Raw genomic sequence first — 15,646 nt, 5'->3', positions numbered from 1 at the left:
AACGTCATGAAGAGCCTGACCGGGCCGGATCGTCGCGCGCAGCTCCGTCCCTGGTCCCCACCCGCAGCCCCGGCCGCGCGGCCGGCTGCTAGCGCGACACCTCGGCGCGGAACGGGTCGGCGGGGTAGACCCCGAGCACCTTGACGTCGGTGGTGAAGAACGCCAGCTCCTCCAGGGCGCGCCGGAGCCCGGGGTCGTCGGGGTGTCCGTCGACCTCGGCGAGGAACTGGGTCGCGGTGAACTCCCCGCCGACCATGTAGCTCTCCAGCTTGGTCATGTTGACGCCGTTCGTGGCGAAGCCGCCGAGCGCCTTGTAGAGCGCGGCGGGCAGGTTGCGCACGTTGAAGATGAAGCTCGTGACGACCGGGCCGTTGCCGGCCGGCGCCTCCACGAGCTCGCGGGAGAGCACCACGAAGCGGGTGGTGTTGTGCTCCTCGTCCTCCACGTCCTCGGCGAGGATGTCGAGACCGTAGATCTCGGCGGCCAGCGGCGGAGAGATCGCCGCCTGGGTGGGATCGGCGAACTCGGCCACCTCTCGGGCCGCGCCCGCCGTGTCGCCCGAGATGACGGGCTTGAACCCGTGCTCGCGGATGATCTTGCGGCACTGACCGAGAGCGTGGACGTGGCTGTGCACGGTGCGGATGGTGTCGAGCGTCGTGCCGGGCACCCCCATCAGGCAGAACCGGATCCGCAGGAAGTGCTCGGCGACGATGTGCAGCCCGGAGCCGGGCAGGAAGTGGTGGATGTCGGCCACCCGGCCCGCGATCGAGTTGTCGATCGGGATCATCGCGAGGTCCGCGTCGCCCTGCTCCACGGCCGCGAAGACGTCCTCGAACGACGCGCAGGGCAGCGCCTCCCAGTCCGGGTAGTGCTCCTTGCACACCTGGTGGGAGTTGGCGCCCGGCTCCCCCTGGTAGGCGATGCGTCGACTCACGGCCGCCATGCTCCCACGGGGTCCGTCGCAACTCGCACCGATCTCACCGCGCGGTGGTCTGAACAGGTCTCCCGCGCGGGCGGACCTCCTGCGAAGGTCGGTCCACCGTCTTGGGTCGACCGCACGAGCAAGGAGCACGCCATGACCGGACTCTTCTCCTCCCCGTCCTCACGCCGCGCGGTGCTCGGTGGAGCCGTCGGTGCCGGCCTCACCGGGGCCGCGATCACGGGCCCCCCGGTCTCGGCCGCAACCGCCCTGCGCATGGCATCGACGCGCTACACCTCGACCACCACGTACCTCACCATCACAGGAATCAAGGGCGACTCGGACGACGTGGACCACCCCGGGGCGATCGAGATCAACGACTTCACCTTCGGTGACGACGTCCAGCTCAGCATCGGCAAGGGAGGCACGGCCGACACCGGCAAGAGCACCGCTCGACCGGTCCGCTTCTCCTGCCTTGCCAGCCAGGCCTCGCCGAAGCTCTTTCTCTTCTGCGCCCAGGGCCGGAAGCTGAAGACGGCGACGCTCGAGGTGGTCGGGACGCCGAACGGCGACGGCGAGCCGGTCGCCTTCTTCACGGCCGCTCTGGAGAACTGCGTCATCACCTCCTACGACGTGTCGTTCGCCTCCGGTGACGAGGGAATGCGCGACGAGGTGGAGCTGGCGTACACGCGGATCAGCTACACCTATCGCTACCTCAACGACAGCGATACGCCCGTCCCGGTCACGATCGGCTGGGACTTCAGCACCAACAAGTCGTTCTGAGGAGGGCCGGAGGGGCAGCTCGAGCCGCCGGGGGCGGTGCCTAGGGTGGTGTGGTGCCCCGGTACGACGCCGTCCTGCTCGACGTGTTCGAGACCGTGCTGTGCGTGGACCAGCTGCGGCACGCGACGCTGCTGGCCGAACGGGCCGGCGTGGCCGCCGATGACTTCGCCGCTGCGGCGGCCACGTGGGGGCCACGGATCAACCGCGGCGAGTCGACGCTGGCCGACGCGGTCGCCGCGGTGCTCGAGGAGTGCGGTGGGTCGACGGACGGAGCCGACGTCGCCGCGCTGGTCGAGGCCGATCGCGAGCTGCTGACCGAGCTCGCGGTGGTGCCCGACGACACCGTCCCGTTCCTCGAGGGCCTGCGCGCCGGCGGGATCCGCACGGCGTTCGTCAGCAACTGCGCCGAGAACACCCGCCCCCTGCTCGACTCCCTGGGCCTGAGCGACCTCGTCGACGAGCTGGTGCTCTCCTGCGAGGTGGGGGCGACCAAGCCGGACGCGCCGATCTTCCGCGCGGCGCTGGACGACCTCGGCGTGCCGGCCGACCGGGCGGTGCTGGTCGATGACCAGCAGTCCTACTGCGACGGCGCTGCCGCGCTGGGCATCGCCACCGTGCGCATCGACCGGTCGGAGGGCACCGGACAGGTCTCGACGCTCACCGAGGTGTCGGCGTACCTCTGAGGTCCGCGCGACCTACCCTCGGGTGGTGGAGATCGTCGCCCTCGCCCTGGCCGCTGTCGCTCTCGTCGTGGCGCTCAGCACCCGGCAGCGGCGCCGGCGCCCGGTCGACGGTCTCGACGCCGTGCCCGAGGACGTGCAGGGGCTGCGTCAGGAGGTCGCCGCGCTGCGCGCGGAGGCGAGGGGCGCGCTGCGGCACCTGGCCGTCGTGCGCTACGACGCGTTCGGCGACATGGGCGGCCACCTGTCCTGGTCGGTGGCGCTGCTCGACGACGGCGGCGACGGCGTGGTGCTGACCTCGATCCACGGCCGCAGCGAGGCCCGCTCCTACGCCAAGGGCGTGAGCGGCTGGGTGTCGGAGCAGCAGCTCTCGCCCGAGGAGGTCGAGGCCATCGACCGCGCCCGTCCCTGAGGTGCGGGTCGGGAGGGTCCGCTCACCCGATCGGGCGAGCCCGTCCGGGCCATGCGGCAGCGCTCGGACGGTGACAGGCTGACGGCACCTGTCCCGCCGGTGGTCGGCGGGCTCTCGAGGAGGTACCCATGACCCGCACCCGGACCGCCGGCGACCTCGACCTGTCCGCCTCGCGGCGCATGCTCCTGGCAGGCGCGCTGGGGATGGGCGGCGCCGGGGCGCTCGCCGGATCGGCCGCCGCCGCGGGCCCGACCATCCCGGACGACCCGAGGGTGCGGTTCTACCTCACCGTGAGTGGCGTCGACGGCGAGTCGACGGCCGAGAACCACCCGAAGGCCATCGAGCTGCTGACCTGGTCCTTCGGCGTGACCCACACCGTGAGCCAGAGCGGCGGCGGTGGCGGCGCGGGCAAGCCGACCCCGGCCGACTTCGTCTTCGTCTCCACGATGTCGAAGGCGTCGCCGAAGCTCTACCTGGCCGCGTGCACCGGCCGGCACCTGAAGTCGGCCACGCTGGAGGTCGTCTCGTTCGGCGAGGGCGAGACGCCCACGCAGACGGTCGTCCTCACCGACGTCCAGGTGCACTCCTACCAGGTCGCGCCGGGAGAGGTGGACGGCTACCCGATCGAGGTCGGGCGGCTCACCTACGCCAAGATCTCGCTCACCGAGTACGTCCAGAGCGGGGACGGGTCGGTGCACCCGGTCACGGTCGGGTTCGACTTCAAGGCCAACCGCCCGACCTGAGCGCCCGGGCACCCCGGGCCCCTATGCTCCGGCCATGAACCCGATGAGGTGGGCGGCGCAGAAGCTCGGGGGCCAGTCGTGGCTGCCGCGGTTCGCGCCGATGATCGTGGGCAGTGACAAGGCGCTGCAGCGGCTCACCCGCGGCCGCCTGACCATCATGCTCGCCACGGGCCTGCAGGAGCTGGTCCTGCAGGTGCCCGGGCGCAAGAGCGGCATCCTGCGGACCACCCCGCTGCTCACCGTCCCCCACGACGGGGGGTGGCTGGTGGTGGGGTCCAACTGGGGCGGCCCCAAGCCGCCCGAGTGGGTCGCCAACCTGCGGGCGGCCGCCGACCCGACGATCACCTACCGGGGCCGGACCATCGCGGTCGACGCCCGGGAGGTCACCGGGCCCGAGCGGGACCGGATCTGGACCGTGCTCCTGCAGACCTGGCCCAACTACGAGAAGTACGCCGAGCGCACGGACCGCGAGCTCCCGGTCTTCCACCTCACTCCCCGCTGACCTCCGCGGGTCGCTCCTTGTCCGGCGGTCGTGACGAGGTCGCCAGGGGGACGCCAGGGGGGTCAATGCGGGGGGGGGCCGTCAGGGGAAATGTGCAGGACACGCCGTGTCCCTCGGCGTGTCCTGCACATTTCCCCGGTCGACCGGCGAAACGAACGACCTCAAGGCTCCAGCGTGTAGCCCAGCCCCGGGCTGGTCATCAGGTGCCGCGGGTGAGCGGGGTCGTCCTCGAGCTTGCGCCGCAGCTGGGCGGCGTAGACCCGCAGGTAGTGGCTCTCGTGCAGGTATGCCGGCCCCCACACCTCGCGCAGGATCTGCTCGCGCGGCACCAGCCGCCCGAGGTTGCGCGCCAGCAGCTCCAGGAACGACCACTCGGTCGGCGTCAGCCGGATCTCGACGTCGTCGCGCAGCACCTTCTTCCGCGCCATGTCGACGACCAGGTCGCCGACCGTCACCACGGACGTCGTCGGCGCCGAGTCCTGCGACCTCCGGACGGCGGCGCGCAGCCGCGCCATCAGCTCGTTCATCGCGAACGGCTTGGTGACGTAGTCGTCGGCGCCGAGGTCCAGCGCCTCGACCTTGTCCTCGCCGTGCTGACGGGCGGAGAGCACCACGATCGGCACGGTCGTCCAGCCGCGCAGGCCGGCGATCACCTCCGTGCCGTCCATGTCGGGCAGGCCGAGGTCGAGCACGACCACGTCGGGGTGCTCGGTCGCCGCCGCGTCGAGCGCCGACCTCCCGTCGGCGGCGGTCACCACCCGCCACCCGTGCGCGCGCAGATTGATCGCCAGTGCCCGCGCGAGGGTCGGCTCGTCGTCGACCACCAGCACCGTGTACGCCGGCTGCGCGCTGCTCACGAGCCCGCCCGGGGGACGGAGAGGACCATCGTCAGGCCGCCGCCGGGGGTGTCCTCGGCCGACAGGGTGCCGTCCATCGCCTCGGTCAGCCCGCGGGCCACGGCCAGGCCGAGCCCGAGGCCACCGGGAGTGGTGTCGTCCAGCCGCTGGAACGGCTCGAACATCCGGTCGCGCAGGGCCGGGGCCACGCCGGGCCCGCGGTCGACGACGAGGACCTCGACGGTCTCCGGCAGCACGTGGGCCAGCACCCGGACCGTCTCGCCTCGCGAGGCACGCACGGCGTTGGTGACCAGGTTGGCGACCACCCGCTCGAGCAGGCCCGCGTCGGTGCGCACCAGCGGGGTGCTCTCGTCGACCTCGAGCACCACGTCGCCGGGAGGGTGCCCGGCGACCGCGAGCGGCAGGACCTCCTCCAGGCTCCGGTCGCGCAGCACCGGGTGCAGCAGACCCGACTGGATCCGGGAGAGGTCGAGCAGGTTGTCGATCAGTCGCTCCAGCTGCTCGGTCGAGTCCTCGACGGCGGCGACAAGCTCCTTCTGGTCTGCGGGGTCGAGCGTGCCCGAGACGAGCCCGTCGACGGCCGTGCGCATCGTCGCCAGGGGGGTGCGCAGGTCGTGCGACACCGCCCGCAGGACGGCCGTGCTCGTGGCCTCGGCGCGCTCGAGCGCCGCGGCCCGCTCGTCGCGCTCGCGCAGCCGGCGGTACTCCAGCACCAGGCCGGTCTGCACGGCGAAGCCCTCGAGCACCCGGCGGTCGGTGGCACGAAGCGGTGCGCCGCACAGCACGATGACGTGGTCGTCGTCGACCTCGACGCGGGTGTCGCCCTCGTCCGGAGCGCAGGCCGGCTCGGCGCCCGAGGACGCGAGGACCGTCCACCCGGCCGGTCCCCGCTCGAGCAGCGAGACCGCGCGCTGGCCGAAGGTCTCCTGCAGGCGGGTCACGATCGCGTCGGCGGTGTCGGCACCGGTCAGCACCGAGCGCGAGAGGGACCCGAGCGTGGCCGCCTCGGTCCGGGCACGGACGGCGTCCGAGGCCCGCCGGGACGCGCGGTCGACGACGGTCGCGACGCCGAGGGCGACGGCCACGAACACCGTGAGGGCGACCACGTTCGCCGGCTCCGAGATGGTGAACTGCCCGGTGGGCGGGGTGAAGAACCAGTTCATCAGCAAGAAGGCGACCAGCGCCGTGGCCAGTGCGGGGACCAGACCACCCACCAGCGCGACCAGGACGGTCGCGGCCAGGAAGAGGAGCACGTCGAGCGGGAGCTGGTCGGGGTCGCTGAGCAGGTGGAGAGCGAGCGTCAGGACCACCGGGAGCAGCACGGCGAGCGCGTAGCCGGTGACCTGCCGCTGCCTGCTCAGGGGCGAGGCGTAGAGACGGGGACGCCCGACGCCGACCCCCTCCTCGTGGGTCACGAGGTGGACGTCGATGGACCCGGCGAGCAGGGCGATCCGCTCGCCTGTCGTCCCGGTGAACAGCCGGCGCAGCCGGCCGTGCCGGGAGGTGCCGACGATGATCATCGTGGCGTTGGCCCCGGTGGCGAAGTCCACCACGGCCTGGGAGACGTCCTCCCCGACGACGGAGTGGAAGGTGCCGCCCAGCGACCCGACCAGCTGCTGGGCGCGGGCGATCCGGCGCTCGTCGGGGTTGGTGAGCCCGTCGGCGGCGATCACGTGGACGGCGAGCAGCTCGGACCCGGCCGCGCGCTGGGCCAGGCGCGCGGCGCGGCGCAGCAGCGTCTCGCTCTCGGCCCCTCCCGTCACCGCCACCACGATGCGCTCCTTGGCGGGCCAGGGCTGGTCGATCCGGTGCGCGCGCCGGTAGTCGTCGAGCGCGTCGTCGACCCGGTCGGCCAGCCACAGCAGCGCGAGCTCGCGTAGTGCGGTCAGGTTGCCGACCCGGAAGTACGACGTCAGCGAGGCGTCGACCTGCTCGGCCTTGTAGATGTTGCCGTGCGCCATCCGCCGCCGCAGCGCGTCGGGCGACATGTCGACGAGCTGGATCTGGTCGGCCGTGCGCACGACGTCGTCGGGGACGGTCTCGCGCTGGCGCGCGCCGGTGATCCGCTCGACGGCGTCGTTGAGGGACTCCAGGTGCTGGATGTTGACGGTGGTGATGACGTCGATCCCGGCCCGGCGGATCTGCTCGACGTCCTCGGCGCGCTTCTCGTGGCCGCTGCCCGGCACGTTCGTGTGCGCGAGCTCGTCGACGCACACCACCGACGGCCGCCGGGCGACCACCGCGTCGACGTCCATCTCGGTGAAGGTGGTGCCGCGGTAGGAGACCGCCTTGCGCGGCACCACCTCGAGCCCGTCCACCATCTCGGCGGTGTGCCGGCGACCGTGTGTCTCGACGTAGCCGACCACGATGTCGGTCCCGCGGTCGCGGCGCCGCTGGGCCTCGCTGAGCATGGCGTAGGTCTTGCCGACGCCCGGTGCGGCGCCGAGGTAGACCGTCAGCCGGCCCCGCTTGACGTCCTCCGCCATGGATCGATCCTGCCAGTCAGGAGGCGTCGGCGGCCTGCTGGACCGCGATGTTGAGCTGCAGCACGTTCACGTGCGGCTCGCCGAGGACGCCCCAGGTCCGCCCGGAGGTGTGGTCGTCCACCAGGCGGCGCACCTGCTCCTGCGTCAGGTCGTTGGCCCGCGCGACGCGCGGGACCTGCAGCTCCGCGTACGCCACCGAGATGTCGGGGTCCAGGCCCGAGGCCGACGCCGTCACCGCGTCTGGGGGGATCTCGCTGACCGGCACGCCTTCGCGCTCCGCGATCTCCGCCTGGCGCTGCCTGATGGCCTTGATCAGGTCGGGTGCCTCCGGGCCCCAGTTGGAGCCGTAGGTGTTGAGCGGGTCGTACCCGTCGCCCGCGGCCGAGGGCCGGTTGTAGAACAAGGTGGCGTCGTCGGAGACCTGGCCGATGATCGCGGACCCGACGGCCCGGTCGGGATCGGTGGTGTGGGCGCCGGTCGGCGTGATCAGCGAGCCGTTGGCCTGCCACGGCGCCACGACCTGGGCGATCCCCAGCACGACGACCGGATAGGCGACGCCCAGCAGGAGCGTCATCGCGATCATCATGCGCAGCCCGGCGAGGCTGAAGCGGAAGAGGCTGTAGATGTCCTTCATGGTCAGACCCCCGGGATCTGCGAGATGACGAGGTCGAGCAGCTTGATACCCAGGAACGGGGCGATCAGGCCGCCGACGCCGTAGACGAGGATGTTGCGGCGGAGCAGGTCGACCGCGGACGACGGCCGGTACTTCACGCCCCGCAGCGACAGCGGGATGAGCGCCACGATGATGAGCGCGTTGAACACGACGGCCGACAGGATCGCCGACTCCGGTGAGGACAGCTTCATCACGTTGAGCACGTCCAGGTCCGGGAACGCGACCACGAACATCGCCGGCAGGATGGCGAAGTACTTCGCCACGTCGTTAGCGACCGAGAAGGTCGTCAGGGCGCCACGGGTGATGAGCAGCTGCTTGCCGATCTCGACGACGTCGATGAGCTTGGTCGGGTCCGAGTCGAGGTCGACCATGTTGCCGGCCTCCTTGGCCGCCATGGTGCCGGTGTTCATCGCGACGCCGACGTCGGCCTGCGCGAGTGCGGGAGCGTCGTTCGTGCCGTCGCCGCACATCGCGACCAGGCGCCCGCCGTGCTGCTCCTTGCGGATCAGCGCCATCTTGTCCTCGGGCGTCGCCTCGGCGAGGAAGTCGTCGACACCGGCCTCGTCGGCGATCGCCCGGGCGGTGATCGCGTTGTCGCCGGTGATCATCACGGTGCGGATCCCCATGGCGCGCATCTCGTCGAAGCGCTCCCGGATGCCCTCCTTGACGACGTCCTTGAGGTGGATCACGCCGAGGACCCGGGCCGGGTCGCTGCCGACCTGCTCGGCCACGACCAGCGGCGTGCCGCCCGAGCGGCTGATCTGGTCGATCAGCTCGGGGAGGCGGCCACCGGCGGTCCGCCCGGCCGGGACGCCCGTGCTCTGCACCCACTGGGTGACCGCCGACCCGGCGCCCTTGCGGACCACGCGGTCGGGCAGGTCGATCCCGCTCATCCGGGTGGTCGCGGAGAACTCGACGAGGGTCGCGTGGTCGGGCACGGTGCGGTGCTCCTCGCCGGCGACCAGCGTGACGATGCTGCGGCCCTCCGGCGTCTCGTCCGCGAGGGAGGAGAGCAGGGCGGCGTCCTGCAGCGCGGCCAGCGTCACGCCCTCGACCGGCAGCAGCTCGGTGGCCCGGCGGTTGCCGTAGGTGATCGTGCCGGTCTTGTCCAGCAGCAGCACGTCGACGTCACCGGCGGCCTCGACCGCGCGACCGGACATGGCCAGCACGTTGCGACGCACCAGGCGGTCCATGCCGGCGATGCCGATGGCCGACAGCAGGGCGCCGATCGTCGTGGGGATCAGGCAGACCAGCAGCGCGACCAGGACGATCCACGACTGGTGGGCGCCGCTGTAGTCAGCCACGTAGTAGAGCGAGCCAACGACGACGACGAAGATGATCGTGAGGAACGCGAGCAGGATGTTCAGCGCGACCTCGTTCGGCGTGCGCTGGCGCTCGGAGCCCTCGACCAGCGCGATCATCCGGTCCACGAAGGAGTGACCGGGCTCGGAGGTGATCCGCACGACGATCTGGTCGGACAGCACGACCGTGCCCCCGGTGACCGCCGACCGGTCGCCACCGGACTCCCGGATCACGGGGGCGGACTCGCCGGTGACGGCGGACTCGTCCACCGACGCGACGCCCTCGACGACGTCGCCGTCCCCGGGGATCCGCTCGCCGGCGTCGACCACCACCACGTCGCCGGCCCGCAGCGCGGTGCTCGCGACCTCCTCGGTGGTGCCGTCCGAGCGCCGGCGGCGCGCCGTCGTCTCGCTCTGGAGCGACCGCAGGCTGGCGGCCTGGGCCTTGCCGCGGCCCTCGGCCACGGACTCGGCCAGCGTGCCGAACAGGACCGTCAGCCACAGCCAGATGGTCACGCCGACGCCCATGGTGCTCGGGTCGAGCACCGAGGCGACGGTGGTGAAGACCGCCCCGGCCTCCACGACGAGCATGACGGGGGTGTGCACGAGCTCGCGGGGGTCGAGCTTGCGGACGGCACCGGGGAGCGCCTCGCGGAGCTGGGTGCCGAGGGTGCGCCGGACCGGCGCCGGGTGGTGAGTGTTCACGACAGGGACTCCGCGATCGGACCGAGGACGAGGACCGGGACGTAGGTCAGACCGACCACGACCAGGGCCACGCCCGTGAGGAGGGCGACGAACAGGGGCTTGTGGGTGGGCAGCGTGCCGGCGCTCGGGGGCAGGTGGTGCGCGGCCGCGAACCGGCCGGCCAGCGCGAGGACCAGCACCATCGGCAGGAACCGGCCGACGAGCATGCACAGCCCGAGCAGCGTGTTCCAGAACGGCGTCCCGGAGGTGAGTCCAGCGAACGCGCTGCCGTTGTTGTTGGACGCCGAGGTGACGGCGTACAAGGCCTCGGACAGGCCGTGCGGGCCGGACTCCTGCAGGCCGGCGAGGCCGTCCGCGGCGGTGATGGCGACGGCGATGCCGACCAGCACCAGGACGGGGGTGGCCAGGATGTAGGAGCCGACCAGCCAGATCTCGCGCTGGCCGATCTTCTTGCCGAGGTACTCCGGCGTGCGGCCGACCATGAGCCCGGCCAGGAAGACCGTGACGATCGCCAGCATGAGCATGCCGTAGAGGCCCGACCCGACGCCGCCGGGAGCGATCTCGCCGAGCATCATGTTGAACATCGCGATGCCGCCACCGGGTGCGGTGAGCGAGTCGTGCATGGCGTTGACCGCACCTGTCGACGTCCCGGTCGTGGACGAGGCGAAGAGCGCCGAGGCGGCCTCGCCGAAGCGGACCTCCTTGCCCTCCATGGCCCCGCCGGCCAGCTGGGGCGCGGTGCCGTGGCCGGCCATCTCGGCCCAGGTGAGCAGGGCGACCGCGCCGCCCCAGAGCAGCGCCATGACGGCCATGACCGCGCCGCCCTGGCGCCGGTCGCCCACGATGATCCCGAAGGCCCAGGCCATGGAGAACGGGATGACCAGCAGCAGGAAGATCTCGAACAGGTCGGTGAACGGCGTGGGGTTCTCGAAGGGGTGGGCGGAGTTGGCGTTGTAGAAGCCGCCGCCGTTGGTGCCGAGCTCCTTGATCGCCTCCTGGCTGGCCACCGGGCCGCCGGTGATCGACTGGGTGCCGCCGGTGAGCGTGTGCACGACCTGCGGCTCCAGGAGGTTCTGGACCGCGCCGAGCAGGACCAGCACGACGGCTGCGACCAGCGCGATCGGCAGCAGGACGCGCAGCGTCGTCCGGACGAGGTCGGCCCAGAAGTTGCCCACCCGGCCGCCGGCCAGGTTGCGCGCCAGGCCACGCGCGAACGCCGCGGCGACAGCCATGCCGACGGCTGCGGAGACGAAGTTCTGCACCGTCAGCCCCGACATCTGCATCAGGTGGCCGACCGAGACCTCGCCGGAGTACCACTGCCAGTTGGTGTTGGTGACGAACGAGACCGCCGTGTTCCAGGCGCCGTCCGCGGGCAGGGCCGAGAACCCCAGGCTCAGGGGCAGGTGCTGCTGGAGGCGACCGATCGCGTAGAGCACCAGGACGCCGACCAGGGAGAAGCCGAGCACCGACATCGCGTAGGTGCGCCAGTGCTGGTCGGCGTCGGGGTCGACGCGCAGGACCCGGTAGGACGCCCGCTCCACGGCGAGGTGCCGGGGCGAGGTGTAGAGGTGGGCCAGGTGCCGGCCGAGCAGCGGCACGGCGACGGCCAGGGCGAGGACGAGGGCGGCGACCTGGGCGATGGCAGGTCCGACCGCGCTCATGCGGCGTCCCGGTCCACGGCGGGCTCGGCGACCGGCTCGACGTCGGGTGCGTCGTCGGAGAGGCGGCGATCGAGCACGCCGACCAGCACCGCGAGAAGGCCGAACGCGACGAGCGTCAGCAGGAGGAAGAGGAGATCAGGCACGTCCTCCGTTCTAGGCCCGGCCGGAGGGTCCGAACCGCACCGTTGACGCTTCCTTGACACCCCCCGATCCGATCTTGACGGCTTCCGACCGCCAGTCGTGGCCTGCGCCACACGGCGCCTGCAGCGGCCGGGGGGCCTGCTCAGCCGACGTGCACGTGCGGGCGCCGCCGACGCCTCGGCTCGGCACGCCGCAGCACCTCGCGGGTCACCGGGGCCACCTCGCCCTCCCCGAAGAAGAGGAACCGCAGGAACTGCGCGACCGGGTTGCCCTCGGTCCACTCGAAGTAGATGTGCGGGTTCACCCCGGTCCGGTCGCGGACGGCGAGCAGGACGGCCGCGACCGAGTTCGGGACCGCAGAGGACTCCAGGGTCAGGACCCGGTACGACTGGTGGCGCACGATGCCGCGCACGCTGAGCGTCGTCTCGAAGTCGGAGGGGTCGGTGACCACGACCTCGACGAAGATGATGTCGCCCTCGTCGGGCAGGTCGTTGTCGGCGACGACCTGCCGCACCTTGGCGATGTAGGCCTCGCGGTCGCTGACCTCGGGGTCGTGGGCGATCAGCCGGATCTGCCGGCGCGCGCAGTCGCGCAGGAAGCGCTCGGCGGTCGGGTCGAACGTGACCGCCGTGGCGCGCAGCTCGAACGCGCGGCGGACCCGCGACCACAGCGAGACGCCGATGATCGCGGCGATGAAGCAGGCGCCGATCTTCACGCCGTCCGGGCGCTCGACGATGTTGTCGGCCGTGGTGTAGACGAAGACCGCCGCGATGACCGCGAAGCCCAGGTACTGGCGTCGCTGCCCCTTCCGTCGCGCCGCGATCGTCACGGCGACGGCGGCGGAGGTCATCAGGACCAGGACGCCGGTGGCGTACGCGCCGCCCTGGGCGTCCACCGAGGCGTCGAAGTACCAGGTGATGAAGAACGCGGTGGCGGTGAGCACGAGCACGAGCGGCCGCACGGCGCGCGACCAGTCCGGCGCCATGCCGTAGCGCGGCAGGTAGCGCGGGATCAGGTTGAGCAACCCGGCCATCGCCGAGGCGCCGGCGAACCACAGGATCGCGATCGTCGAGACGTCGTAGACGGTCCCGAAGACGTTGCCCAGGTACTCGTGGGCCAGGTAGGCCAGGGCCCGCCCGTTCGCCGGCCCACCGGGCTCGAAGTCCTGCTCCGGGATCAGCAGCGTCGTGACGATGCTGCTGGTGATCAGGAAGACACTCATGATCAGCGCCGCCGTCGTCAGCAGCCGCTTCGCCCCGCGGATCCGCCCGGCGGGTCGCTCCTCGGTGTCCCCCGCGTCTCCCTGGATCTGGGGCATGACCGCGACGCCGGTCTCGAAGCCGGACAGCCCGAGGGCGAGCTTGGGGAAGACCAGCAGGGCGATCCCGACCATGACGAAGGGGTTGCCGTGCTCCTGGACCAGCGCCGTCCTCCAGTCGGTCACCAGGGTCGGGTGCTCGACGACGTGCCACAGGCCGACGCCCACCACCACGGCGTTGAGGGCCAGGTAGACCGCGACGAGGACGACGGCGATGCCGATCGCCTCGTTGAAGCCGCGCAGGAAAACTCCGCCGAGCAGGGCGAGCAGCCCGAGGGTGATCAGCATCTGCTGGTCGTGGAGGAACGAGGGCACGTGCGGGTTCTCGACGACGTGCGCGGTGGCGTCGGCCGCGGAGAGCGTCATCGTGATCATGAAGTCGGTGGCGGCGAAGCCGAGCAGCACCAGGACGAACAGCTTGCCCTTCCAGAAGGACAGCAGCTTCTCGAGCATCGCGATCGACCCCTCGCCGTGCGGGGAGTCCTCCGCGACCCGGCGGTAGACCGGGAGCGCGCCGCACAGGGTTAGCAGGACCAGGACGATCGTGGCGAGCGGCGACAGCAGGCCTGCCGCCAACGCAGCGATGCCGGGCTGGTAGCCCAGCGTCGAGAAGTAGTCGACGCCGGTCAGGCACATGACGCGCCACCACCGGTGGCGCGGGTGCTCCTGCGCCGGCACGCCGTGCGGCCCGAGGTGGGAGCCGCTCCGGTCGACCATGCCCTCCATGAGCCACGCGCGGAGCGCGGAGCGCGGCGGGGCGGTCGGGGTCGTCGTCACCCGACCAGCCTCTCGTGGAACGGGAGAGGACGTGTGCCGAAGTCGAGGCGTAACCGTCAAGGATCCGTCAAGGGCCCCCGGTGCGGCCCGCCCGTCCGTGGCGCTCAGCGGGGGACGCGGACCAGGAGGCGGCCGTGGACGCAGGTCATCCGCAGCTCCTTGCCCGGGCCGATCGAGTCGCCGTCGAGCTGGCGCGGCGTGTCGGTCGCGGCCCGGATGACGACCGTGTGGCCGGTCATCCGGTTGACGAGCTCGTCGGTGCGCGGCCGGCGGGCGAGGACCCGGTAGGCCAGCGGGATCCAGGACAGGAACTTCCGCGGGTGGAGCAGGACGACGTCCAGCACGCCGTCGTCGATCGCCGCGTCGGGGAGCAGCGGCATCCCGGCCTGCAGGAAGCCGACGTTGCCGACCACGATCGTGCGGGCGCGGTGCTTGGTGAACTCGCCGTCGTCGACGGAGACCTCGACCCGGACCGCCGGGAACATCAGCGACTTCAGCGCCGAGAGGACGTAGGCGATCCACCCCACGCGCTTCTTGATGTCCTCGTTGACGCCCTCCATGATCGCGGCATCGAAGCCCATGCCCGCCATCACCATGAAGTGGGTGTCCTCGAAGCCGTCGCCGGAGACCTCGACGAGGTCGATCGCCCGGTCCTGACCGGTCAGCGCGACGTCGATCGCCGCGCGGATGTAGAGCGGGATGCCGAGGTTGCGCGCGAGCAGGTTGCCCGTGCCGGCGGGGACGATGCCGACCGGGATGCCGGTGCCGGCGAGCTCCGCACACACCTCGCGGACGGTGCCGTCACCTCCGCAGACCAGCACCAGGTCGGCCCCGGCCACCGCGGCGGCCTCGGCCATCCCGGTGCCGGGGTCCTCGACGGTCGTGTAGTGCCAGGTGGGCGTGGACCAGCCGGCCTCGTGGGCCATCGCCGTGACGAGGGACTCGAACTGGCCGACGTCCTCGACCTTGATCGGATTGAGCACGACCGCGAGCCTCCGGTCGGAGGGGCGGACCTCCGTCAGCGGCTCGACCGCGGCGGCGTGGCTGCGCGGGCGTGGGTTGTAGAGCGCGATGCCCAGCAGCACGATCCCGGTGCCGAGCAGGTAGCCACCGAGCACGTCGGAGGGGTAGTGGCGCCCCAGCAGCACCCGGTCGGCCCCGACCACCAGCACGACCAGCACGATGCCGGCGTACGCCGCCCGCCGCAGGTTCAGCCGGCGCACGAACATCGAGACCAGCACGATGAGCACGCCGCCGAGCGCGGCGACCGAGGTCGCGTGCCCGGACGGGAAGGACAGGCTGTGGGCCAGCTGCGCCGGGTTCTGCCACGGCGGCCGGTCGCGGCCGAAGAAGCCCTTGAGCAACGGGTAGGCCAGCAGCGCGACGCCCACGACCCCGGCGCTGAAGAGCGCGGCCCGCCGGTAGCCGCGGACCAGCAGCAGGACGACCATGACCAGCGTGACCACGATGATCGGGACGCTCTGGAAGCCGATCTCGACCCAGCGCAGCGGGTGCCGCAGCCAGCGCTCGTCGACCGCCCAGCTCTCCGCCGGCTCCCCGCGGCCGTCGACGGAGGTCACCGGCACCCAGTCCTGGTGGACCGCGACGGCCAGGATCGCGAACAGCCCGAAGCAGAGCCCAGCCCAGCCGAGCACGACGGCGCGGGGACGGTCGAGCATGCTCGCAGT

The 15,646-nt window shown here is 71.9% G+C and carries 14 protein-coding genes; 5 read left to right on the top strand and 9 right to left on the bottom strand.

Going from position 1 to position 15,646, the window contains the following annotated elements; all coding sequences use genetic code 11:
• Window positions 1-88: 88 nt before the first annotated feature.
• Window positions 89-934 (bottom strand): prephenate dehydratase, encoded by an 846-nt coding sequence (locus ACILRH_RS00295; RefSeq protein ID WP_395690129.1) that lies wholly within the window; start codon window positions 932-934, stop codon window positions 89-91.
• 141 nt (window positions 935-1,075) lie between these two features.
• Between ACILRH_RS00295 and ACILRH_RS00290 the strand changes: the two genes are divergently transcribed.
• The 5 genes from ACILRH_RS00290 (at window position 1,076) to ACILRH_RS00270 (ending at window position 4,039) form a co-directional block, all read left to right on the top strand.
• Window positions 1,076-1,702: an Hcp family type VI secretion system effector gene (locus ACILRH_RS00290; RefSeq protein ID WP_395690128.1), complete on the top strand. Its 627-nt coding sequence runs from the start codon at window positions 1,076-1,078 to the stop codon at window positions 1,700-1,702.
• Between the two features lie 53 nt (window positions 1,703-1,755).
• Window positions 1,756-2,385 carry an HAD family hydrolase gene (locus ACILRH_RS00285; RefSeq protein ID WP_395690127.1) on the top strand — a complete coding sequence of 210 codons (630 nt, stop codon included), beginning with the start codon at window positions 1,756-1,758 and terminating at the stop codon, window positions 2,383-2,385.
• Window positions 2,386-2,410: 25 nt separating this feature from the next.
• Window positions 2,411-2,794 carry a DUF4446 family protein gene (locus ACILRH_RS00280; protein ID WP_395690126.1) on the top strand — a complete coding sequence of 128 codons (384 nt, stop codon included), beginning with the start codon at window positions 2,411-2,413 and terminating at the stop codon, window positions 2,792-2,794.
• A gap of 128 nt (window positions 2,795-2,922) precedes the next feature.
• On the top strand, window positions 2,923-3,537 hold the full coding sequence (locus ACILRH_RS00275) for an Hcp family type VI secretion system effector (RefSeq protein ID WP_395690125.1): 615 nt from the start codon (window positions 2,923-2,925) through the stop codon (window positions 3,535-3,537).
• 34 nt (window positions 3,538-3,571) lie between these two features.
• Window positions 3,572-4,039, top strand: a complete 468-nt coding sequence (locus tag ACILRH_RS00270) for a nitroreductase family deazaflavin-dependent oxidoreductase (RefSeq protein WP_395690124.1) — start codon at window positions 3,572-3,574, stop codon at window positions 4,037-4,039.
• Between the two features lie 161 nt (window positions 4,040-4,200).
• Here the strand turns inward: ACILRH_RS00270 and ACILRH_RS00265 are convergent, their stop codons facing one another.
• The 8 genes from ACILRH_RS00265 to ACILRH_RS00230 all read right to left on the bottom strand — a co-directional run bounded on the left by ACILRH_RS00265 (window position 4,201) and on the right by ACILRH_RS00230 (window position 15,637).
• Complete coding sequence (locus ACILRH_RS00265) at window positions 4,201-4,896, bottom strand: response regulator (protein ID WP_395690123.1); 696 nt, start codon at window positions 4,894-4,896, stop codon at window positions 4,201-4,203.
• Window positions 4,893-7,382, bottom strand: a complete 2,490-nt coding sequence (locus ACILRH_RS00260; RefSeq protein ID WP_395690122.1) for a DUF4118 domain-containing protein — start codon at window positions 7,380-7,382, stop codon at window positions 4,893-4,895. Before ACILRH_RS00260 ends, ACILRH_RS00265 begins: the two co-directional genes overlap by 4 nt.
• 16 nt (window positions 7,383-7,398) lie before the next feature.
• Entirely contained in the window at window positions 7,399-8,016 is a 618-nt protein-coding gene (gene kdpC, locus ACILRH_RS00255) for a potassium-transporting ATPase subunit KdpC (RefSeq protein WP_395690121.1), read from the bottom strand.
• A 2-nt stretch (window positions 8,017-8,018) separates the two neighbouring features.
• Window positions 8,019-10,061 (bottom strand): potassium-transporting ATPase subunit KdpB, encoded by a 2,043-nt coding sequence (kdpB, locus tag ACILRH_RS00250; protein WP_395690120.1) that lies wholly within the window; start codon window positions 10,059-10,061, stop codon window positions 8,019-8,021.
• Window positions 10,058-11,722 carry a potassium-transporting ATPase subunit KdpA gene (gene kdpA, locus ACILRH_RS00245; RefSeq protein ID WP_395690119.1) on the bottom strand — a complete coding sequence of 555 codons (1,665 nt, stop codon included), beginning with the start codon at window positions 11,720-11,722 and terminating at the stop codon, window positions 10,058-10,060. The genes kdpB and kdpA overlap by 4 nt, the downstream gene beginning before the upstream one ends.
• Window positions 11,719-11,865, bottom strand: a complete 147-nt coding sequence (locus ACILRH_RS00240) for a hypothetical protein (protein ID WP_395690118.1) — start codon at window positions 11,863-11,865, stop codon at window positions 11,719-11,721. The genes kdpA and ACILRH_RS00240 overlap by 4 nt, the downstream gene beginning before the upstream one ends.
• Before the next feature lie 140 nt (window positions 11,866-12,005).
• The gene (locus ACILRH_RS00235; RefSeq protein WP_395690117.1) at window positions 12,006-13,958 is read right to left on the bottom strand and encodes an amino acid transporter; all 1,953 of its coding nucleotides are present in this window, start codon (window positions 13,956-13,958) and stop codon (window positions 12,006-12,008) included.
• Window positions 13,959-14,062: 104 nt separating this feature from the next.
• Window positions 14,063-15,637 (bottom strand): diacylglycerol kinase family protein, encoded by a 1,575-nt coding sequence (locus ACILRH_RS00230; protein ID WP_395690116.1) that lies wholly within the window; start codon window positions 15,635-15,637, stop codon window positions 14,063-14,065.
• Window positions 15,638-15,646 lie beyond the last annotated feature (9 nt).

Origin of the sequence: Nocardioides sp., from assembly GCF_044226765.1 — a bacterium.
In the GTDB taxonomy this organism is placed as follows: Bacteria; Actinomycetota; Actinomycetes; order Propionibacteriales; family Nocardioidaceae; genus Nocardioides.
The sequence above is the reverse complement of the archived record's forward strand: the minus strand, read 5'-3'. Positions and strand labels throughout refer to the sequence as shown.

Bases quoted from the DNA above. Each gene is read 5' to 3' on its own strand.
- ACILRH_RS00290 (WP_395690128.1), top strand. From the start codon at position 1,076: ATGACCGGACTCTTCTCCTCCCCGTCCTCACGCCGCGCGGTGCTCGGT.
- ACILRH_RS00275 (WP_395690125.1), top strand. From the start codon at position 2,923: ATGACCCGCACCCGGACCGCCGGCGACCTCGACCTGTCCGCCTCGCGG.
- ACILRH_RS00270 (WP_395690124.1), top strand. From the start codon at position 3,572: ATGAACCCGATGAGGTGGGCGGCGCAGAAGCTCGGGGGCCAGTCGTGG.
- ACILRH_RS00260 (WP_395690122.1), bottom strand. From the start codon at position 7,382: ATGGCGGAGGACGTCAAGCGGGGCCGGCTGACGGTCTACCTCGGCGCC.
- kdpC (WP_395690121.1), bottom strand. From the start codon at position 8,016: ATGAAGGACATCTACAGCCTCTTCCGCTTCAGCCTCGCCGGGCTGCGC.
- kdpA (WP_395690119.1), bottom strand. From the start codon at position 11,722: ATGAGCGCGGTCGGACCTGCCATCGCCCAGGTCGCCGCCCTCGTCCTC.
- ACILRH_RS00230 (WP_395690116.1), bottom strand. From the start codon at position 15,637: ATGCTCGACCGTCCCCGCGCCGTCGTGCTCGGCTGGGCTGGGCTCTGC.